This window comes from Bacteroides sp. NSJ-48 (genome assembly GCF_014287405.1).
GTDB classification, from domain to species: domain Bacteria; phylum Bacteroidota; class Bacteroidia; order Bacteroidales; family Bacteroidaceae; genus Bacteroides; species Bacteroides stercoris.
The window spans coordinates 1-21761 of sequence record NZ_JACOOD010000017.1; the positions used below are offsets into that span (position 1 = coordinate 1).

Genomic DNA, 21761 nt, shown 5'->3' on the forward strand with positions numbered 1-21761 from the left:
AATCAAACAAACAAGAAAACTACATGATAACGCCCAGAACACAGACTGCCATTGCAGTACTCAAATGTATTTATGCAAGAGACTACGGTACTTGCATAAAACCGTGCACACTTACCGAAAAAGAAAAACAAGCACTATTATTACAACTTTCCATCGCAAAGTTCATTCTCCTGAAAGACACGGAAAATCCGCTGGAAATACAGTCCTACATCCCTGCCAGAAAAGCTGTGGAAATATCCCTGCTGGATATTCTCGAAGCCACGGGAGAACATCTGAACTGCAACCGCCCCATTACCGAGCAGTTCTATGCACAATACGGAAGAGCCGCCCAGAAACTCGGAATAATAAACCAGATAGCCAGAATATACCTGAAGGAAATTACACTGACAGATTTATAAAAGGAGGACAATAAATTGAAAAAGATAAACTATATCATAATATCGGCTTTGTTTGCAATATTGCCTTATGCAAGCAGACTGAAAGCGCAAACCATAGCTGTAAAAAGTGACCTGCTCACCGGAGCACTCTCTTCTCCCAATCTTAGTGCAGAGGTAAAACTCTCCGAACGTTTTACGCTGGAAGCCGGACTTCATTACAACCCTTTCTCAATAGGCAAAGACAAATACCTGAAGCACTGGTTTGTACAACCAGAATTGCGCTATTGGATGTATCAACCCTATAAAAGAAGTTTCTTGGGGATAAATCTCATGTATGGAGTATACAACATAAGCAAAATAAAATTGCCTTTCGGAATATTCAAAGGAATACGCTCGTCAAGATACGAAGGAGATTTTGTAGGAATAGGAATATCGTATGGCTATCATTTTATCCTGTCTTCCCATTGGAGAGTGGAAACAAGCATCGGAATGGGATTTCTTCACACCGGATATGAGCGTTACTATTGTTCGAGTTGCGGAGAAAAGACAGGAGCAGGCAATAGAAACTTCATTGCACCTACCAAAGCGGCAATCTCCCTGGTATATATAATAAAATAATGACAAACAATAACAAATTACATATTAACACTTAAAAAAACAGATGCATATGAAAACAAACAATTTTTTATGGGCAACATTGGCAACAGCCATCCTTACACTGACAGGATGCAGCAGTGACGACAACGAACTGACAGTTCCTCAACCGCAAGATAAAACAGCACTCTTGGAACTGCGTCTGATCGGGAATGGAATAAATACTAAAGCAACCGGTGACAATTTACCCACGCAAGCCGAAGAAAACACAGTAAAGCATTTCACTGTTGCTATTTTTAACAGCGACAACACCGTAAATACCCTGCATACCGTAACCGAAAACACAACCTCGGCAACAACCATCAGCTGCACACCGGCAACAGACTGTACGGGTATCGTAGTAGCCAACGCTCCTTCCGATAGTTATTTTACAGGTGTGCTGAACAAGGACGATTTCTTGAAGAAGACCATCGCATTGGCGGATGCACAAACCAAAGACTGCCTGCCCATGAGCGGAAATATAAAAGACAAAAACGGCAACGCCACCTTCACGTTGAGCGCAGGCGACAATGAGGGAATAACCGCCCAATTGAGCCGGCTTGTGGCAAGAGTATCGATAAGCAGCATCAAAACTGACTTCGACCCCAAAGGGCAGTACTCAGCAGCAACGTACGAGTTGAAAAACATCTTTGTCCGAAATGCAATAAAAGAAGTGATACCGGGCACAGGCGAATACAGCACAACGAAAATGGGAACCCCTGCTTACCTGAGCGGAAACTACGACAGTTCCATCGGGACAGCAGATTATCTGGCAAATGCGATAAGCCCTGCTGCGGATGTAAAAAATAGACATCAGGCCAACTACTGGTTTTATGTTCTCCCAAACGAGGAAACCACCCATACGGCATTGGTACTGGAAGGTACATTCAAGAAAAACGCGGACGATACGGGAAGTACCATCTATTACCCGATAATCATCAATAAAAGCCAGAGCGGAACAACCATCACCGGAGCTTCGGGCACAGGCACTTCAAACATAGCCCGCAACACCACTTACAGCATAAAAGCCACCATCAAAAGTATAGGTATTACAGATCCTATGGAAGATATAACCCCTACTTCACTCCAACTGACGGTAAGCGTGGCGGACTGGGCATTGAATATTACCCAGGATGTGACTTTCGAATAAAACCTGAATAACAAACAATACTTAAAATAGCCATGAAGTTTCTCCGAATATCCATACTTACGGCACTACATGTATGCCTCATATTCCTGCACACATCATGTATACGGGAAGAGATGAACGCCTGTGTACAATACAAGCTGAACACACAGGCAGTGGATGAACAAGGGAATGACCTGACCGGAAACGGGATACTGGAAAAATCGGAAGTTTATCTGTTTGGAGAAAAAGGATTTATAAGAATGATACCGGCAAAAGCATCGTTGGAATATCTCTTTGGAAACCATAAGAGCGAAAGACTGACACTCGTAGCATGGGGAAACATCAAGGAAGACACCTTGATTACTATCCCCATCCTGCCGGGAACCTCCATCGAAAATGCACGCCTGAAACTGAAAAGGCATACCGAAGGCAACCATCTGCCTGTAACGGATATGTTTTATTGCCGCAAGGAGCTGAATAATACCGCCACAAGAAGCATACAGGAAGAAAGCATCACATTGGTAATGAAAAGAATAGCAGCAGGACTTAGCATACATACCCTGCACCTGGAAGAGCAATATCCCCGACAAGAAGAAAACTATACACTTCTTATAAGAGGCACGGGAACGGAAATGGACTTCACAGGTAAAGTGACAGGCGAAAATGCCGAGTACAAGCCGCTATCCATTACCGATGAGCAAGGCAATGTACATGTTCCCCCTTTCAGGATTTTTCCTACCGAGGAAGGAAAGGGCATAGAAATAGACATATACAGAGGGCAGGACAAGGTATGTACAGTGGAACGGGACAATGAAGGAAAACCTCTCTACGTAATGGCAGGAAAGCAAACGGACATTGAAATTGACTTCAAAAACACACAAATAAAAGCAACAGTAAAGGTCTTGCCTTGGGGAGAAGTGAACCAGAACACAGAAATCTAAGTAAGGAGAAGTATGACACAATTATTGAAATACAAAAGTGGTAAAATGACCGCATTATCTGTTATAGTCTTCACTGCAACCATTGTTGCCATGTTGGCATCATGCGATACCGCGCAACTCGAAATTCCGGAAGTGCAACTGACACTCCGCCTTTCGTTACCGGAAGCAGGGGAATATGCACGTACACGTGCTATCACAGCCGATGAAGAAAATGCGATAGATATTGAACAACTGAAAGTATTGGTCTTCAAGGTAGAAGGAACTTCCGAGCTCTTTGCCTATGAAACTCCGCAGATACAGTTGCAGGCAAACCGGTATACAGTGACCCTAAAGCAAAGCCAAGCGGAAGAAAAGTACAGATTAGTTGTCATAGCCAATGCCGGCAAACAATTACCGGCCATTCAGGAAAACACTCCTAAAGACGAGGTACTAAGAAAAATTACGTTCAGCGCCAGCGGCAACTGGAACACGGCCAGTCCCTCAGATTACACTCCTTTTCCCATGTGGGGAGAAAGTGCCACTGCGCAATCGATAACTTCTGCCACTACTTTGGGTTCCATCACCTTGCTTCGTGCATTGGCGCGTATAGATGTGGGCTGCGGACTCAACAAGGAAGAGACAGCAACAGGAGTCGGCGGATTCGCATTAAAAACCGTCAGCATATACCGGACTAACAATAAAGGCTATGCTGCCCCCGTAGACAGTAAGACAATCACCGGCAATGTGGTTTCAGCCGTATCCGTACCTTCTGATGCCGGCACCAATGATGTCCTGACCTATACCTGTACAGATGATAAATCATTGCTACGGACTATCTATATAGCAGAAGCAGAACAGGGAACCAACAAGGATAACAATATATGTCTGGTCATAGGCGGGATTTATACAGGAGATACATATTATTACAGAGTGGACCTGACCGTCAACGGGAGCTATATTCCTATTAAAAGGAATTGCCGCTATATCGTAAATATCAAAGCTGTGAACAGCATAGGCTATACAACAGAAGAGGAAGCACTCCACGGCGACATTGTATTGTCCGTTACTGCCGACTTGTCGGCAGAAGCATGGGGCAGCCAGACAGAAGCGGGCAAGGGAACAATAACATTACTCTAAAAACAGTATAAAACAGATGGCAAAAATCATATCCTATACAGTATTCATACTATTATTCGTAACCGGATGTAGTACCGATGAAACGGAATATTTTCCAGAAGATAATGTATTGGTCGAAGTCAAAGCGCCACAGACCGATGGGTGGAGTACAAAGGATTATATCAACACCCGGAATTACTCAGAGAAAACAACCGTACGGAAAGAGGAAGACGGACTGAATATAAAAATACATACGCTTCCCGATACGAAAGGAACTGCAAAAAGCGGCATAAATACCCGCTGGACGAATATGGAAGATAACATCACTTTCAGGGTGATAGCCTACAAATGTGCAGATGCCGCCAATATTTCAACGGCCAATTATGCCGGTTACGGAGATTACAGATTATCGGGTAGCAGCGTGCAAACGAACAAGAAACTATCCCTTCTAATAGGAACTTATACGTTTGTCTGCTATTCTTTTGGCAATTTAAATTCCTTAGCCGGCTTCGATAACAGTACAACCAATATACCTGTTTCAAACGGACAAAATTTCATGATCTGCATAAAGCCTAATATCAGCATTAACAAAGCGGAAGATAGTAAATACACTTTGGACAATATTGTATTCAAACACCTGTGCGCACGATATAGGGTATTGGCAAAAGCACAAAGTGGAAGAATGAGTAACATCACAGCATGTTCCGGTTCCATAACATTGCCTAAAAAGACAGCAGTCTATTCATTTACCGACAACACATTGAATGTACAAGAAGAGAATACAGAAACCGTAAACATACTTTGGAACAATCCGGACGCCATGGAAGTATATAGCGAATACATATATTTACTTCCTCAAAACTCTGCAAAGATAACCGTCAGCCTGGATTTGACTGTTGGCGGAAAAGCCTACACAAACAAAAGTATCACAGCGGACGGATTGACATTTACTGCAAACAATACATACTACAGCAGCATAGATTTTAGTACAGAACAAGGTTACATAGTCGGAGGCGTAATATGGGCCAACGGAAATCTTTATTACGAGAACAATGAATATAAATTCTTTCCGAATACAGAAGACTTCATAGGAGGTACAAATACCGGCGAAATATTCTATTATAATGCACTGCTGCCATATCCATCCCTTAAAACAGATCCTGTAAAAACCTGGAATCCGGCGAATGACCCATGCAGTAAAATCGCTCCGGCAAACACATGGCGCACTCCAAGTTCCAAGGACTTCACCAAGTTACAGGAAGCAGGTTATACGATAGATGCAGTAAGTGGAAGCAAGAAAGGGTTCAAATTCGGCAATACGCTTTTCCTGCCGTATTGCGGTTATCTGCAATCCAAAGTGTCTCCATATTATAAAGACAAAGACTATCGCGGATTATATGCCACTTCCGATTACAAATATATATTTGTATTTTGGAACAGTGCTTATAACGGAAAAGCCGGATGCAACATGCCTAATGACTACAACTGCCCGTGGGATGCTTTTTGTATCCGGTGCATTCGGGATTAACACCGGTCTGGCAGATTTGCTGCAATTCTTGTTGTACTGCACTACCTATGACACAAAAAGCCAGCTAATCCATTGCGAGTTAGCTGGCTAATTCTATAATATTTTCCGAAAAATCTTAGGGGTTCTGCCCAATACCATTAGAACGGTACAGGCCCGTCCAATCCCACCCCGCCAAACGGATTGTCCGTTTGAGGCATATAATCGGAGGCAGACGGAGGCGGTGGCGTAGAGGGACTGCCAATGGGCGCATTCATACGCGAACCGAACGTGGCTCCTCCCATACCCTCGGTAGGCGGCGGAATAACCATATCGTCTTCCGGATTCTGGAAGCGGGTGTACTGGCCGATAAAGCGCAGGCGCACATCGCCCACGGCACCGTTACGGTGCTTGGCTATGATAATTTCCGCCATGCCGCGCAGGTCTGTGCCGTCGGCGGAAGTATAAATCTTGTAATATTCGGGACGGTGGATGAAGCACACCATATCGGCATCCTGCTCGATGGCTCCGGACTCGCGAAGGTCGCTCAACTGCGGACGCTTACCCTCTTCTCCCTCACGGTTCTCTACACCACGGTTCAACTGAGACAGGGCGATAATGGGAATGTTCAGCTCCTTGGCCAACCCCTTTAACGAACGCGAAATCGTACTCACCTCTTCCTGACGGCTGCCGAACGACATGCCGCTGGCATTCATTAATTGCAGGTAGTCGATAATAATTACCTTCACCCCATGCTCGCGAACCAGACGGCGGGCCTTGGTACGAAGTTCGAATACGGAAAGCGAGGGAGTATCATCCACGTACAGAGGCGCATCCAGCAGGTCGCGCAGCTTATAGTCCAACTGCTGCCATTCGTAATCGGCAAGCTGTCCGCTTTTGATTTTCTCACTCGGTATCTCGCACACGTTGGAGATGAGACGGTTCACCAACTGTACGTTGCTCATTTCAAGGGAGAACAAGGCAACGGGATTGCGGAAGTTCACGGCGATGTTCTTCGCCATGGAGAGCACGAACGCCGTCTTACCCATGGCAGGACGGGCGGCTATGATAATGAGGTCGGAGTTCTGCCAGCCGGAAGTCATCTTGTCCAGTTTCGTAAATCCGCTCTCAAGACCGCTCAAACCGTCGGTACGGGCGGCGGCTTTCTGAATAAGGTCGTACGCTTCGGCAATGACCGGATTGATTTGCGTATAGTCCTTCTTCATGTTCTGCTGCGAAATCTCGAAGAGCTTGCCTTCGGCTTCCTGCATCAGGTCGTCCACATCGAGCGTCTCGTCAAACGCCTTGGACTGTATGTTACTGGTGAAGGTTATCAGCTCACGCGCCAACGCCTTTTGGGCAATGATACGGGCGTGATACTCGATATGCGCAGAGGATGCCACCTTGCTGCTGAGCTGGGTGATGTAGAACGGGCCGCCCACCTCTTCCAAATCTCCGCGCTTGGCAAGCTGCTCCTTCACGGTGAGAATGTCCACCGGTTTCTGATTGACGGCAAGGTCTGTGATAGCGGAGTATATCAGCTGATGCCGGTGTTCGTAAAAAGATTCGGGACGGAGAATTTCGCTCACCAGCGAATAAGCGTCTTTCTCGATCATCAATGCACCCAGTACGGCCTCTTCCAGTTCCGGCGCCTGCGGCTGGATACGCCCGTAATCGTTGACCGGCTGGGGTGATTTCGACTTCGGGGTGCGGGTTGTTCGTCTTTGTTCTGCCACTTTATGAATTAAGAATTGAAATTTAAAAATTAAGAAATAAATAGTCCGCCTTTCAAAAGGGAAAGCAAAGATAAATGATTTTATTGATAGCAATCAACAAATCGTTGTTAAGTTTTCAATCTACTATGAACAGAATTCATTAACTTTGTCTCCGAAGCCTGCTTTGACAGGCCCGTTTTTATTTTTAAATTTTCAATTCTTAATTTAACGATGCTTACTTTTCCGAATGCTAAAATAAACCTGGGACTGAATATTACAGAAAAACGACCGGACGGTTACCATAACCTGGAGACCATCTTCTACCCTATTCCCGTTGAAGATGCGCTGGAAATAAACCCGCTGCGCGAGGGTGACGGAAAATATTGCCTGCATCAGGCTGGTATGGAAATAGCGGGAGAAGCGGAAAACAACCTCGTGGTGAAAGCGTATAAGCTGCTGGACGGGTTGTTCGACCTGCCGCCGGTGGACATTCATCTGTTCAAGCATATCCCATCGGGGGCCGGATTGGGTGGCGGCTCGGCAGATGCTGCATTTATGCTGAAAATGCTGAATGAGAAGTTCGGCCTTGGACTGAGTACCGGGACTCTGGAAGAGTATGCCGCCCGCCTGGGAGCGGATTGCGCTTTCTTCATCCGGAATGCTCCTACTTATGCGGAAGGCATCGGAAATATGTTCTCGCCTGTATTCTTGTCGCTGAAAGGGTATCAGCTCTGGCTGGTAAAACCGGATATATTCGTTTCCACACGGGATGCTTTCTCACAAATAAAGCCGCACCGTCCGGAACGGTCACTGAAAGATACGGTGCAGCTGCCCGTTGAAACATGGAAAGAGTATATGGTGAATGACTTTGAAGAGAGCGTGTTCCCACAGTTTCCCGCTATCGGGGCAATCAAGGATGAGATGTACCGGCAAGGCGCCGTCTATGCGTCGATGAGCGGTTCGGGATCATCGGTGTACGGACTGTTTGCAGCGGATGCCGTATTGCCGGATGTAGACTTCGGTGAAAAAGCATTCGTATATAAAGGAAAGCTGACCGTTTAAAAGTATGAAATATAAAGTATGAGGAATGAACCATGCGGACGGGACATTGTTATACCCTATATTTTATACTTCATACTTAATTTCAGGATGAAAAGATTCAGATTTTGTTTGGTAGCAGGCATGCTACTGTTTATTTCCGTTTCCACCGTTGCCAAAGGAGTTCCCACAAGCATACAGGCTGCTTTCGAAAAGATGTACCCGTATGTTGCAAATGCCCAATGGGAACAGATGGCAGGATGTTACGTAGCGGAATTCGTTATTGACGGCAGGGAAACAGATGTGTGGTTCGATGAAAATGCCCAATGGGTAATGATGGAGAATGATGTGGAGTCGCTGGAGAAAGTTCCCGCTCCCGTTGCGGAAGCATTTATGGAAAGCATTATGGCTTCCATGAGATTGAGGGATGTAAGGATAGTCACGTTTCCCAAACGCCCTGCGGTAATCGTTATCGAAGTGGAAGGCTACAATTCCGGTGAAGAATTCCAACTGTTCTATGCACCGGACGGAAAGCTGCAACGGCAACTGAATGTGAGTGAACTGGGCGGAGAGATTTACCCGGGACTCTTTAATTAAGCATAAAAGTATGAGGTATAACCATGCGGATGGAACACGGTTATACCTCATACTTTATATTTTATACTTAAACTCAGTACACTTCTACTTTCGCGGCTATCCGTTTGGCTTTATCGCGCAGCGCATCGAGGTCGCTGTCCAACGGGGCATAGCACAATACAACACCCATACGGCGATTGACGCGGGTGGTAGGCTTGCCGAAGATACGCAAGTAAGTATCTTCTTCTTTGGTCACCTCTTCCATGCCGCGGTAGTTGGGACGCTCCTGACTGGCAATGGGCGAAAGGATAACGGCACTTGCCCCTATCCGCTCCTGCTTGATACCCGGAATGGGCAAACCGAGTACGGCGCGGCAATGCAATTCGAATTCGTTCAGGTTCTGTGTTCCTGCCAGTGTCACCATGCCCGTATCGTGCGGACGCGGAGAGAGTTCGGAGAAGTAAACGCCGTTCTCGTGACTCAGGAAGAATTCCACTCCCCACAAACCGGCGCCGGTCAGGGCACGGGTCACTTTCTCCGCCATATCCTGCGCTTCCTTTAAATGAGCAGGGTCGATATGGGCGGGCTGGAAGCTCTCGCGATAGTCGCCGCCCTTCTGCACATGTCCGATAGGCGGGCAGAACAAGGTAGGGCCATTCTTTTGGGTAACCGTCAGCAAGGTGATTTCACTATCGAACTTGATAAACTCCTCAATGATAAGCTCCTTGATGTCGCCACGGCTTCCGTTGCAGCCGTACTCCCAGGCATGCTCCAGTTCGTCGGCACTCTTTACGAGCGACTGCCCCTTACCGGAAGAGGACATCAGCGGCTTTACCACACAGGGGAAACCGATTTTTTCGGCAGCAGCCTTCAGCTCATCCAGAGATTTGGCATAGAAGTACCTGGCTGTTTTCAGTCCCAGTTCCTTGGCGGCAAGGTCGCGGATAGCCTTACGGTTCATTGTAAAGTTGACCGCACGCGCGCTGGGCACAACCTGAATACCCTCTTTCTCGAAATCGTACAGGCGTTCCGTACGGATAGCCTCTATTTCGGGTACGATAATGTCCGGCCGGTGTTTGCGCACCACACGTTCCAATGCTTCGCCGTCCAGCATGCTGAACACTTCGCACTCGTCCGCCACCTGCATGGCGGGTGCTCCGGCGTAAGAGTCGCAGGCTATGATATATTGCCCTTTACGCTGAGCTGAAATTACAAACTCTTTACCCAGTTCACCGGAACCTAACAGTAAAATCTTTTTCATCGGTTACTAATTTATTTACTACCTATTATTATTGTTTTCTATAATTGGCAATTTGTTGTTTATCACTGGTGCTGTTCTCTCAACAGGTCATTCACCGTCTTCACCGGATTGAATGTAGTCAGAGGAACTTCTACAAAGACCGTATTCCAGTCGCTCATGGCACCGTTCCACAATCCGGGAAGTTCCAGAGCTTTCAGGTCTTTGCCGTTCTTCGACTTATAGGAGATGAAGCCCGTAGCCTTGTCCACATACTTCACCAAATCGAACTTATGGCCCTTATAGTCGCGCACTGCACATACCAGGTCCACCGGATTGAAGTGCGTACCTTTTTCAAACATATCCTTCTTCTCAGGGTCGTTCATGTCAATCTGAGAACTTTCGAGGATTTGCAGGGAAATTGTACCGTCGCTGTTGTAAGCAAGGAACGGACCGCCGCCCGGCTCGCCTACGTTCTTCACCATGCCGCAGACACGCATCGGACGGTTCAGCTTCTCTTTCAGGTAAATCACCAGTTCGGCATCTTCCAGGTTCTTCGTTTCGGGGTTCTTGCAGAACAGCTTCTTCTGTACAAACTGCAGGATGTCGAGAACCTGCTCGTGCGTGTACTTGCCGCTGTCCAGCAGTTGCAGATAGGCAAAAGCCTGCTGCTGCAAGGTGATGAGCACACCGGCAATCAGCTTCTTATATAATACGGTATCGCCTTTCAGTTTATCGGGCACTACGTTGTCGATGTTCTTGATGAAGATGACATCGGCATCGAGGTCGTTCAGGTTCTCTATCAATGCGCCGTGACCGCCCGGACGGAACAGAAGCTTGCCGTTATCGCGGAAAGGCTTGTTCTCCATATCGGCGGCGACGGTATCGGTGCTCGGTTTCTGCTCGGAGAAGCTGATGTTGTAATCCACGCCGTATTTTCTGGCATAAGCCGCGGCTTTCTCGTCTACCAATGCCTTGAACAGCGCACGGTGCTCGGGAGATACGGTGAAGTGCACATTTACCTTACCGCTCTTGTTGGCAGCATAAAGCGCACCTTCCACCAGATGTTCTTCGAGCGGGGTACGGCTGCCGTCCTCGTATTTATGAAACTTCAGCAATCCTTTCGGAAGCGCGCCGTAATTCAATCCTGCCGATTCGAGCAGGGCGGCAACCACCGCCTTGTAATTGCCGGCGGCAATCAGGGCGGGAATATCCTTGTCGGTTGTTTTCAGGCAAGCGGCGTTCAGGTCGTCATAGAAAGCGAACTTCCCGATTTTCCCGAAGAATGTTTTCTCAAAGTCCGACTGCGGAGCATCGTATTCCGCTCCGAGGAATTCAAATAAATTCTTAAACATACGGCTTGCCGCACCCGATGCCGGAACAAATTTCACCACCGTTTTGTCTGTCTGAGTATATGCTTCCCACGCATTCAGATATTTTTTCTGCTCATCGGCATCCGGAGCCAGTATACCCTGCTCCACGGAAGCAGCGGCAGACAACTTTAAATATGGAAATCCCTTTTCGAAGCAGGCCAGCTGCTCGGCTATCTGTTCTTCCGATATGCCTTTCTTGGCAAGTAGTTCTTTGTCTTGGAGTGTTATCATAATATCTAAATTAATTAATGCCCAAAAATACAAAAAAAGCACAAGCACCGTCATGAAAAGGAAGAAAAAAACTACCTTTACAGCAGAAAATACGGACAATTATGGAAACAGGTGAATTTTTCACAGCCGAAGAGAAGCGTTTGCTCTTCGTGCTCTACCGAAAATTATTGCAGCTTTCCGGAGAGACGCTCCACAAGGGCGATTGCAGAAAGCTGAAAACACATCTTGTAAACTCTATACAGAACAACCGCATACAGCGGGATATCTTCGGGCTGAACCCGATTATAAAGGATATGCAGACCGCCGTTATCGTGGCGGAAGAGATAGGCATGAGGCGGGCATCCATCCTGGGACTGATGCTCCACGACTCCGTGCGCTGCGGCACCTGTACCGCCGAAGAGGTGGAACGGAACTACGGCGAGGATGTGGCGGGCATCATACGCGGACTGATACGGGTAAACAAACTTTACGCCAAAAGCCCCACCATCGAGTCGGAGAACTTCCGCAACCTGCTGCTGTCCTTTGCAGAGGACATGCGCGTTATCCTCATCATGATTGCCGACCGCGTGAACATCATGCGCCAGATAAAGGAGTGCAAGAACGACGAGGCACGCAGGCAGGTGGCCAATGAAGCCGCCTATCTGTACGCTCCCCTCGCCCATAAGCTGGGTCTGTACAAACTGAAGTCGGAACTGGAAGACCTTTCGCTGAAGTACACGGAGAAGGAAGTCTACTACCACATCAAGGAGAAACTGAACGAAACCAAGGCATCGCGCGACAAGTATATAGCCGCTTTCATCGCTCCGGTACAGAAGAAACTGGAAGAGGCGGGACTGCACTTCCACATCAAGGGACGCACCAAATCCATCCACTCCATCTACCAGAAGATGAAGAAGCAGAAGTGCCCTTTCGAGGGTGTGTACGACCTGTTTGCCATCCGTGTAATCCTGGACTCCCAAGTGGAAAAGGAGAAGCTGGAGTGCTGGCAGGCATATTCCATTGTAACGGATATGTACCAGCCCAACCCGAAGCGTCTGCGCGACTGGCTGTCCGTGCCCAAGAGCAACGGCTACGAATCGCTGCACATCACCGTCATGGGGCCTGAGGGCAAATGGGTGGAAGTGCAGATACGCACCGAACGCATGGACGAGATAGCCGAACGGGGGCTTGCCGCCCACTGGCGGTACAAGGGCGTGAAAGGCGAAAGCGGACTGGACGAATGGCTGACTTCCGTACGTGAAGCGCTGGAGAATTCCGACAGCAGCGGACTGGAGACCATGGACCAGTTCAAGCTGGATTTATACGAAGACGAAGTGTTCGTCTTTACCCCCAAGGGAGACTTGTTCAAACTGGGCAAGGGTTCCACCGTGCTCGACTTCGCCTTCCACATCCACAGCAAGCTGGGCTGCAAATGTATAGGAGCCAAGGTAAACGGCAAGAACGCACAGTTGAAGCAGATACTGAACAGCGGCGACCAGGTGGAAATCATGACGTCCAATACACAGACGCCCAAGCAGGACTGGCTGAACATCGTCACCACTTCCAAGGCGCGCACCAAGATACGGCAGGCGCTCAAGGAAATGGCTGCCCGCCAGCACGCCTTTGCCAAGGAGACATTGGAACGTAAGTTCAAGAACCGGAAAATAGAGTATGACGAGGGTACGATGATGCGCCTCATCAAGCGGCTCGGCTTCAAGGTGGTGACGGACTTCTACCAGAGCATTGCCGATGAAACGCTCGACGTGAACGACATCATCGACAAGTACCTCGAACTCCAGAAACGGGAGAACGACACGCACGACGACATCGTGTACCGCAGCGCCGAAGGCTATAACCTGCAGGCTGCCGCCCTGCCCGAAGAGACTGCCGCCAAAGAGGATGTGCTCGTCATCGACCAGAACCTGAAAGGGCTGGACTTCAAGCTGGCACGCTGCTGCAATCCTATCTACGGAGATGAGGTATTCGGTTTCGTAACCGTAAGCGGCGGCATCAAGATACACCGCTGCGACTGTCCGAATGCAAGCGACTTGCGCGAACGCTTCGGATACCGCATCGTAAAGGCACGCTGGGCAGGCAAGTCGCAAGGCACGCAATACCCCATTACGCTGCGTGTGGTGGGACACGACGACATAGGCATCGTTACCAATATCACTTCCATCATCTCCAAAGAGACCGGCATTACGCTGCGAAGCATCGGCATAGACTCGCACGACGGATTATTCTCGGGAACGCTTACCATCATGGTAGGCGACACCGGAAGACTGGAAGCGCTCATCAAGAAGCTGAGGACGGTAAAGGGAGTAAAGCAGGTATCGCGCAACTGACGGGGTAAATCCCAAGTTCAACATTGCGGACCGTAAAGTGCTACACTACGTTTCTAAAGTGCTACTTGGCGACGCTAAAGTTCTACTTTACAATCCTAAAGTAGAACTCTACGTTTCCCAAGTCCAACACTGCGTCTTCCCCGCCCTTATTTCTCAATGTTTTAATTCTAAAGACTCAATTTACCAACTATGCGATACGATTTCAAAAAACAGCTCCGCAGTTTCGGTTATGCCTGGCAGGGCATCCGGAGCTGCGTAGGCAAGGAGCAGAACCTGAGTTTTCATCTGATTGCCATGACGGCAGTAACCCTTGCGGGATTTGTTTTAGGCATTACACGCACGGAATGGACAGTCGTTATCCTCTGTTTCGGTGTGGTGATTGCCGCCGAGCTGTTCAACACCGCTATCGAAAGGCTGGTAGACCTGGTATCTCCCGAACGGCACCCCGTTGCGGGGCAGGTAAAAGACATTGCCGCCGGAGCAGTGCTGGTGTGCGCTGTTGCGGCGGCAATTATAGGATTGATAATCTTTATACCGTATCTTTAAAGGCAGACGTTATCTTACCCTTTTCCTTTTATAGTAGGGATACGTCAGCAGGACGAAGAAGAACAAGGCAAGTATGGCGGCTACACCGGCGGCGTGGTAAAGCAGGAATGCATCTGCCAGGCGGCAAGCCGTTGCCAGACCCGCCAAAAGTCCGGTTTCCATAACCAGGTAGCAAGTCGTGTTGCCCGTTCCCCGCTGGCAGTGATGAGACAGTTTTACGAACATCCTTGTAAACGGCAGCGTCAGAAACACCAACGCCGCCAATGCCAGGAATGCAATGTAGTCGCCTATATAGAGCAGTGGCAGCAACACGCCCGGCACGAAAGCTATCAGCAACATATTCAGTGCAGGAACCCATGCACGCGGCAGCAGGAAGCGGTCCAGGCTGCACAGCCTCAACCCGATAGGCGCACGGAAAGCCACATATACCCTCGATGCGAAATACATGCCGAGAACTCCCACGGCAACGGCTGTATAAACAACCGTGCGGAAGCCGTAAAGGTCGTACAGCAGGAAGCCTGCGCACGCCCCTGCCAGCATACCCAGCCGGGCAGACCACGCATAGACCAGATTGCCGGCACTGCGCCTTGTAGATGTGGTAATGTCGATAGCCACCGTAATGCCCGCCGTCGTTGCCAGTCCGAAACATACGCCCTGTACCGAAGCAAGCAGCATCAGCTTGAGGTAGCTGTCGGCAAAGGCATACCCTGCCATTGCAGCCAGCATGACGAAAGCAGAGGAAAGCAATACGTTCTTCCGCTTATACTCATCGCACAGATAGGCATGAAACGGACCTGCCGCAAACATGGCCGCAATGAATGCCAGAAACATGTCGCCTGTCCGAGAAACGGACATTCCCAACTGCTCCGGCATTACGAACGAAAGTACGGGAAAGAGCATGTAGACGGATGCGAACAGCAGCAAATTAGCTGTGCACATCCGCCAGAAGTTCAGCGTCATAAGCCTGTCAGTACTGTTCTTTCTCATTCGGGAAGTCTAAGTTCTTCACATCGGAAATGTAATGGCTGATAGCATCGGTCATTACAGTATGCAGGTCGGCATAACGGCGCAGGAAACGGGGGCGGAAACCGTTGTTCATGCCCAGCATATCCTGCACTACCAGCACCTGGCCGTCCACACCGCTACCGGCGCCGATACCGATGACGGGAATAGTCAGCTCGCCTGCCACACGCTCTGCCAACGCAGCGGGAATCTTCTCCAGTACAAGGGCAAAGCATCCGGCTTCTTCCAGCAGGTGGGCGTCGCGTACCAGCTTCTCCGCTTCGGCATCGTCCTTGGCGCGTACCGTGTATGTTCCGTACTTGTTGATAGACTGAGGCATCAGTCCGAGGTGTCCCATAATAGGAATACCTGCGCTGAGAATGCGTTTTACCGTACCGATGATTTCTTCCCCGCCTTCCAGTTTCAGGGCATCGGCATGGCTCTCCTTCATGATGCGGATGGCAGATGCAAGACCTTCCATTTCGTTTCCCTGATAAGAGCCGAAAGGCATATCCACCACTACCATTGCGCGCTTTACGCCGCGCACGACGGACTTGGCATGATAAATCATCTGGTCGAGGGTTATGGGCAGCGTAGTCACGTTGCCCGCCATTACGTTGGAAGCGGAGTCGCCCACCAGGATGACGTCCATACCTGCGCCGTCGACAATCTGCGCCATGGTATAGTCGTACGAGGTCAGCATCGATATTTTTTCGCCTCTCTGTTTCATCTCAACAAGGCGATGCGTAGTTACTTTACGAGTGTCGTCTGAAATATATCCAGCCATAATCTTAATGAATGTGTTAATGAGTTATCAATTAAAATAGCGCGCAAAGTTAGCGCTTTTTCCCATTACTTGTGCACTTGAAGCATTTTATCGTAAGTGAATCCCGTAAAATCATCCAATACACAATGACATAACGGAGCTATAGCCTCACGGGAGTTGGTCGTTGCCAGCCCTATCACGGTGGCTTCGGATGCCATGCCCGCTTTCAGTCCGTTAAAGGAGTCCTCGAATACATAGGTGGTGTCGGGAGTCGTGCCGAATACTTCCATACCGAGCAGGAAACAGTCGGGAGCCGGCTTTGAACGGGAAAACATCTCTGCGGTAAGAATCCGGTCGAACATAGTCCTTACCTCAGGGCGGGCACGGTAGACGGCAGCCATTTTCCGGTCGTTGGAACTGGTGACAACCGCCATTTTCACGTGGTTACGGCGCAGGTCGGCAATGAAATCGAGCACACCGGGGATGTAATCATACGCCATCTCCCGCTCAAAAGCGTTGAGGGCGGCGGTGATTTCCTGCTGTTCCTTTGTCTTTCCGGCAAAGAAAGTGTCGTAGATGTAGGTCATGGTCTGCCCCTTTATGCGGCTCTCCAAATCGTCCATGCCCAGATAGTCCACTCCCGCTTTATGCCAAAAGACGGAATACTGCGTTTCGGTATCCATTACCACTCCGTCGAAATCGAACAGGACGGCCGTTGTTTTTGTTGTATCCATATTAAAAAACAAATATAATATTCGGGCGCAAAGGTCTGAATAATCATCGAACTGAGCAAATATTCACTATCTTTTGATAAGATAGGAAGCTTTCACTATCTTTGCAAACACTTAATTGACGTATATCCAATGAACGATCCGCACATTTTGGGAACCGAACGAATAGGCAAACTGCTTGTGCAGTATTCCATCCCTGCCATTATCGGTATGACAATTACTTCGTTATATAATATCATCGACAGTATATTCATCGGTCATGGCGTAGGCGCCATGGGTATTGCCGGGCTTGCCATCACCTTTCCGCTGATGAACCTGGTGGTCGCTTTCTGTACGGTAGTCTCGGCAGGCGGCTCCACCATATCATCCATACGTCTGGGGCAGAAAGATACGGACGGAGCCACAGAAGTGCTGAACCACACCCTGATGCTGTGCCTTGTCAACGCATTCCTGTTCGGCGGCATCTCCTTTATCTTCCTGGACGAAATCCTGCGCTTTTTCGGTGCCAGCAACGAAACGCTGCCGTATGCACGGAACTTTATGCAGATAATCCTGTTGGGTACGCCGGTGACATATACAATGATAGGGTTAAACAACATCATGCGTGCCACGGGGTATCCCAAGAAAGCGATGCTGACTTCGATGGTTACGGTGGTGTGCAACATTATTCTCGCCCCTATCTTCATCTTCCACTTCGGCTGGGGTATCCGCGGCGCGGCAACGGCAACGGTCATTTCGCAATTTATCGGCATGATATGGGTGGTGAGCCACTTCCTGCAAAAGACAAGCATCGTACGCTTGCAACCGGGTTTCTGGAAGATGAAAAAGCGTATTATCAGCAGCATTTTCTCCATAGGGATGTCTCCGTTCCTGATGAATGTAACGGCATGCGTCATCGTCATCATCGTCAACAACAGCCTGCAACGTTACGGCGGCGACATGGCTATCGGCGCTTACGGCATCATGAACCGGCTGCTGGTGCTGTACGTAATGATTGTACTGGGACTGACCATGGGCATGCAGCCCATCGTGGGCTACAACTTCGGAGCACAGAAGTACGACCGCGTAAAGGCTACGCTGCGCCTGAGCATCCTTACGGGCGTGTGCATCACCAGTACGGGCTTTATCATCTGCGAACTCTTTCCGCATGCCGTATCGGCTGTCTTTACCAGTGACGGGCAACTGATTGACATGGCTTCCAGAGGAGTGCGTATCGGCATAGCCATGTTCCCGCTGGTAGGTGCGCAAATCGTTATCGGCAACTTCTTCCAAAGCATCGGCAAGGCGAAAATCAGCATATTCCTGTCCCTTACCCGGCAGTTGTTGTACCTGCTGCCGGGACTGATTATCCTGCCCCGCTACATGGGGCTGGACGGTATCTGGACGTGTATGCCCGTATCGGACTTCTTTGCATTCGTTACGGCGGTCATTGCCCTGTGGATATATGTAAAGAAACTGAAGAGGTTGTCTCCTCTCCAGTCTTAATCCTTATAAATCGTTCGAGGCTACGCTCGCCACCACGCTGCCGTCGAACAAGTGTACCGTGCGGTGTGCAAACGAGGCATCGTGCCGGGAGTGCGTCACCATGACAATGGTAGTGCCTTCCCGGTTCAGTTCCGTCAGCAGGTTCATCACTTCCGCACCGTTCTTGGAGTCCAGGTTACCGGTAGGCTCATCGGCAAGAATCAGTTTCGGGTTCGTCACCACGGCGCGGGCAATGGCTACACGCTGCTGCTGACCGCCGGAAAGCTGTTGCGGAAAGTGCTTGGCACGGTGGCTGATGTTCATCCGTTTCAGGATATCATCTACCATGCGCTTGCGTTCACCCGCTTTCACGCCCAAATAGGTAAGAGGCAGTTCTACATTTTCGTAAACGTTCAGCTCATCTATCAGGTTGAAGCTCTGGAACACGAATCCCAGCTTGCCTTTGCGCACGCGGGTACGTTCTTTCTCTTTCAGGTCCGCCACTTCCTGCCCAAGCAACTTATAACTGCCTTCCGTAGGATTGTCCAGCAGACCGAGTATATTCAATAAGGTAGACTTGCCGCAACCGGACGGGCCCATGATGGCTACAAATTCCCCTTCTTTCACTTCGAGGTTTACATGGTTCAATGCTACCGTCTCCACTTCCGAGGTACGGAATACTTTACTGATGTCGTTTATCTTAATCATATTGTTTTGTTTTTCTATGTTATACGCTTCTTATTCACTCTTGATACTGTTCACAGGGTTCTCGTTGGCTATCCGCCAGGACTTCCAAAGGACGCAGCCTACGATTACCGCCAGATTGGCGATTACCACCAGCAGATATACAACCCAACCGAGAGGAACCTGCTCGGCAAACTGCTCCATCCAGATACCGTTGATGTACCACGATGCAAGGGTTCCGAGAACAACTGCCGGCAATGCTACGACAAGCACGTCTTTGGAAAGCAATTCCAGGATAGAGGACGCTTCCGCACCGTTGACCTTGCGGATGGCAATCTCCTTGCCGCGACGGCATACTTCATCGGCAGTATATCCTATCAGCCCCATCAGCATGACGAAGAACATCGTTACGGCCGCCATAAGTGTGGCATTGCGGAACACGCGGACACTGTTGTAGGAATCGGTAATCTGCTTTTCATAGCTGACGAAGTCGATGGTCTGATTGCCGAAGGCATCAGCTGCATCCTTGTTCAGTTGCCGCAGGTTCTGTACAAAAGGTTCTTTCAAACGGACATGTACCGTCCCCGTGAAATGTTGATTATAGCGGGCGACGAAAGGCATCTTGGCTTCCGTGAAATCCCCTATCTGGAAATCTTTCAGCACCCCCGCCACTTTCATCTGTACAGCATTGTCTACATCAACGGTACGCCCTACGGCATCGTTTCCCCAATGCATCATATCCGCAAATGTTTCATTTACGATTATCTCATCTTTCGTACGTGCCATACGCCCCGCCTTGAACGCCATGCCCATCATTGCCGGATAGTCCTCCCGCATATAGTAACAGGCACGTGTGGAAAAAAGCACATTGCCCGATGCGTCACGAATCATAGAGCCGCTATATCCGCTGACAGGCGTATTGTTGGCGCTGGTCACCGCCTCTACATAAGGAAGCCCTTTAAAGAACCGGAGAGCGGCATCACTCTCTTTATCCTCGTTCCAATAGGCATTGGCAAACGCCATCCGCTGTGGATTATACCCCATATCCTTGTTCAGCACATATTGATACTGCACCATCACCACGCACATAAGTCCGCAAATGAATGCCACCCCTGCAAACTGGATGAAAAGCAGCGGACGCTTCCAGCCTTTCTTCCCTTCGGTATAGCGGCGGAACACTTGGGATACGGGAATACGGGCAAACAAACGTCCCGGCAATACTCCGCCCACCATAAACAGTATGCCGACCACCGTCAGCGGAACCCAGATACGTTCCGGAGCAAGCAGCAAAGAAAGTTTCGCCGCAGCGGTATCTTCAAAGAACTCCCGGAAATTCAGCAGCACCAAAGTCATCAGGAGCAATGCCGCCGCAATGATAATCCCCGTTTCCAAAAGGAACATGCCGAATATCTTGCCACCGCTTGCCCCATTGCATTTATGCACGCCTACCGCTTTGGCACGGTATGTAAGTGAGGAAATGGAAATCAGCACGTAGTTCAGCGCCGCAATGAAAAGAATGGCAAGGCCGAGGACGGTCATGATATTACGCATCCGCTCTACGCTTTCATAATTGCGGTAGGTGTCACGGATAGGCTTTACAAACGCCGTATAGCCATACTTCTTTTTGTCCTCTTCCGGGCGATATTTCTCTATCATAGCGTCTATACGCGCATTCACTACCGACTTGTCCGCACCGGGGCGGAAACGGATGTATTCGGGATAACTGTCTCCCCCGCGCCATGAGTAGTTGCCGACTCCGTCGTTCCACAAGGTGGGCATAGAGATAACGGCTTCAGGATGGACGGTTGCGTTTTCGGGCAATGCCTCATAAGTACCTTTCACTATAAAGTCTTTCTCGTGATTGTAGTTGACGGTCTTTCCCACCGGATTCTCTCCGCCGAATATTCTCCCGGCAAAGCGGTCGCTTAGGAAAATCACATTGGGCTGCTGAAGGTCTTTCACCGGATTACCGCTCAGCACTTCGATACCCATTGTTTTGAAAAAGAGTGAATCCGCCACTATCTTTCTTTCGTCAAAACGGGCGTTTTCATTATATAACGGGGCATTCATCCAATGGCAGGTGCTGGTAGCAGCTTCCACCTGTTCGGGAAAATTCTCCAATATGGCGCCCGCCACAGGGCCGCAATTCTGCTCCTGCGGCGGGTACTTCTCGCCCTTAACGGTAAATACCGACCAGATTTGGTAGAGATTGTCGTAGTCTTTGTAGCAGGTGTCGAAACTCTGCTCGTACGCCACGCGGGAGAACAGCAGGATACTCATCGTCAGGCTTAATCCCAAGGAGATTATCTTGATGATATTCGAGCCGCGTCCCCGAAGCAGGGTTTGAATGACATAATAGATTTGTTTCATCGTATACTAATTTATAATTCGTAAA

The 21761-nt window shown here is 49.1% G+C and carries 19 protein-coding genes; 11 read left to right on the forward strand and 8 right to left on the reverse strand.

The window, feature by feature from the left end; translation table 11 throughout:
* Window positions 1-23: 23 nt before the first annotated feature.
* Genes H8S52_RS09825 through H8S52_RS09850 form a run of 6 tightly spaced genes read left to right on the forward strand, consistent with a single transcriptional unit; the run spans window position 24 to window position 5703 of the window.
* On the forward strand, window positions 24-398 hold the full coding sequence (locus tag H8S52_RS09825; protein WP_117857899.1) for a hypothetical protein: 375 nt from the start codon (window positions 24-26) through the stop codon (window positions 396-398).
* Between the two features lie 24 nt (window positions 399-422).
* Complete coding sequence (locus tag H8S52_RS09830; protein ID WP_370527581.1) at window positions 423-995, forward strand: DUF3575 domain-containing protein; 573 nt, start codon at window positions 423-425, stop codon at window positions 993-995.
* A 49-nt stretch (window positions 996-1044) separates the two neighbouring features.
* Entirely contained in the window at window positions 1045-2160 is a 1116-nt protein-coding gene (locus H8S52_RS09835; protein ID WP_186909715.1) for a fimbrial protein, read from the forward strand.
* 32 nt (window positions 2161-2192) lie between these two features.
* Window positions 2193-3080, forward strand: coding sequence for a FimB/Mfa2 family fimbrial subunit (locus H8S52_RS09840; RefSeq protein ID WP_117857900.1), 888 nt, complete (start codon window positions 2193-2195; stop codon window positions 3078-3080).
* Between the two features lie 12 nt (window positions 3081-3092).
* A complete protein-coding gene (locus tag H8S52_RS09845) occupies window positions 3093-4196 on the forward strand; it encodes a fimbrial protein (RefSeq protein WP_186909716.1) in 1104 nt (367 codons plus the stop codon).
* Between the two features lie 16 nt (window positions 4197-4212).
* Window positions 4213-5703 carry a fimbrillin family protein gene (locus H8S52_RS09850; protein ID WP_186909717.1) on the forward strand — a complete coding sequence of 497 codons (1491 nt, stop codon included), beginning with the start codon at window positions 4213-4215 and terminating at the stop codon, window positions 5701-5703.
* 137 nt (window positions 5704-5840) lie between these two features.
* Here the strand turns inward: H8S52_RS09850 and dnaB are convergent, their stop codons facing one another.
* On the reverse strand, window positions 5841-7415 hold the full coding sequence (gene dnaB, locus H8S52_RS09855; RefSeq protein WP_016662855.1) for a replicative DNA helicase: 1575 nt from the start codon (window positions 7413-7415) through the stop codon (window positions 5841-5843).
* A 210-nt stretch (window positions 7416-7625) separates the two neighbouring features.
* On the opposite strand from dnaB, the gene ispE reads away from it, so the two are divergent.
* Window positions 7626-8456: a 4-(cytidine 5'-diphospho)-2-C-methyl-D-erythritol kinase gene (ispE, locus tag H8S52_RS09860; protein ID WP_117986011.1), complete on the forward strand. Its 831-nt coding sequence runs from the start codon at window positions 7626-7628 to the stop codon at window positions 8454-8456.
* An 87-nt stretch (window positions 8457-8543) separates the two neighbouring features.
* Window positions 8544-9029: a PepSY-like domain-containing protein gene (locus H8S52_RS09865; RefSeq protein WP_016662854.1), complete on the forward strand. Its 486-nt coding sequence runs from the start codon at window positions 8544-8546 to the stop codon at window positions 9027-9029.
* Window positions 9030-9102: 73 nt separating this feature from the next.
* On the opposite strand, the gene purT is transcribed toward H8S52_RS09865, so the two are convergent.
* On the reverse strand, window positions 9103-10269 hold the full coding sequence (gene purT, locus H8S52_RS09870; protein WP_005656647.1) for a formate-dependent phosphoribosylglycinamide formyltransferase: 1167 nt from the start codon (window positions 10267-10269) through the stop codon (window positions 9103-9105).
* Window positions 10270-10331: 62 nt separating this feature from the next.
* A complete protein-coding gene (locus H8S52_RS09875; RefSeq protein ID WP_186909718.1) occupies window positions 10332-11849 on the reverse strand; it encodes a DUF4301 family protein in 1518 nt (505 codons plus the stop codon).
* 101 nt (window positions 11850-11950) lie between these two features.
* Between H8S52_RS09875 and H8S52_RS09880 the strand changes: the two genes are divergently transcribed.
* A complete protein-coding gene (locus H8S52_RS09880; protein ID WP_186909719.1) occupies window positions 11951-14173 on the forward strand; it encodes a bifunctional (p)ppGpp synthetase/guanosine-3',5'-bis(diphosphate) 3'-pyrophosphohydrolase in 2223 nt (740 codons plus the stop codon).
* 189 nt (window positions 14174-14362) lie between these two features.
* On the forward strand, window positions 14363-14719 hold the full coding sequence (locus tag H8S52_RS09885; RefSeq protein WP_016662851.1) for a diacylglycerol kinase family protein: 357 nt from the start codon (window positions 14363-14365) through the stop codon (window positions 14717-14719).
* A 9-nt stretch (window positions 14720-14728) separates the two neighbouring features.
* On the opposite strand, the gene H8S52_RS09890 is transcribed toward H8S52_RS09885, so the two are convergent.
* From H8S52_RS09890 to H8S52_RS09900, 3 genes are all read right to left on the reverse strand, one after another.
* Entirely contained in the window at window positions 14729-15706 is a 978-nt protein-coding gene (locus H8S52_RS09890; protein WP_117857910.1) for an MFS transporter, read from the reverse strand.
* On the reverse strand, window positions 15687-16508 hold the full coding sequence (panB, locus tag H8S52_RS09895) for a 3-methyl-2-oxobutanoate hydroxymethyltransferase (RefSeq protein ID WP_005656658.1): 822 nt from the start codon (window positions 16506-16508) through the stop codon (window positions 15687-15689). Before panB ends, H8S52_RS09890 begins: the two co-directional genes overlap by 20 nt.
* 65 nt (window positions 16509-16573) lie before the next feature.
* Window positions 16574-17221, reverse strand: coding sequence for an HAD family phosphatase (locus tag H8S52_RS09900; protein WP_117906921.1), 648 nt, complete (start codon window positions 17219-17221; stop codon window positions 16574-16576).
* 129 nt (window positions 17222-17350) lie between these two features.
* On the opposite strand from H8S52_RS09900, the gene H8S52_RS09905 reads away from it, so the two are divergent.
* Window positions 17351-18703 carry an MATE family efflux transporter gene (locus H8S52_RS09905; protein WP_060386163.1) on the forward strand — a complete coding sequence of 451 codons (1353 nt, stop codon included), beginning with the start codon at window positions 17351-17353 and terminating at the stop codon, window positions 18701-18703.
* A gap of 3 nt (window positions 18704-18706) precedes the next feature.
* Here H8S52_RS09905 and H8S52_RS09910 read toward each other — a convergent pair whose 3' ends face one another.
* Both H8S52_RS09910 and H8S52_RS09915 read right to left on the reverse strand, forming a co-directional pair.
* Window positions 18707-19390: an ABC transporter ATP-binding protein gene (locus H8S52_RS09910; protein WP_016662847.1), complete on the reverse strand. Its 684-nt coding sequence runs from the start codon at window positions 19388-19390 to the stop codon at window positions 18707-18709.
* Between the two features lie 30 nt (window positions 19391-19420).
* On the reverse strand, window positions 19421-21736 hold the full coding sequence (locus H8S52_RS09915; RefSeq protein ID WP_186909720.1) for an ABC transporter permease: 2316 nt from the start codon (window positions 21734-21736) through the stop codon (window positions 19421-19423).
* Window positions 21737-21761: the final 25 nt, after the last annotated feature.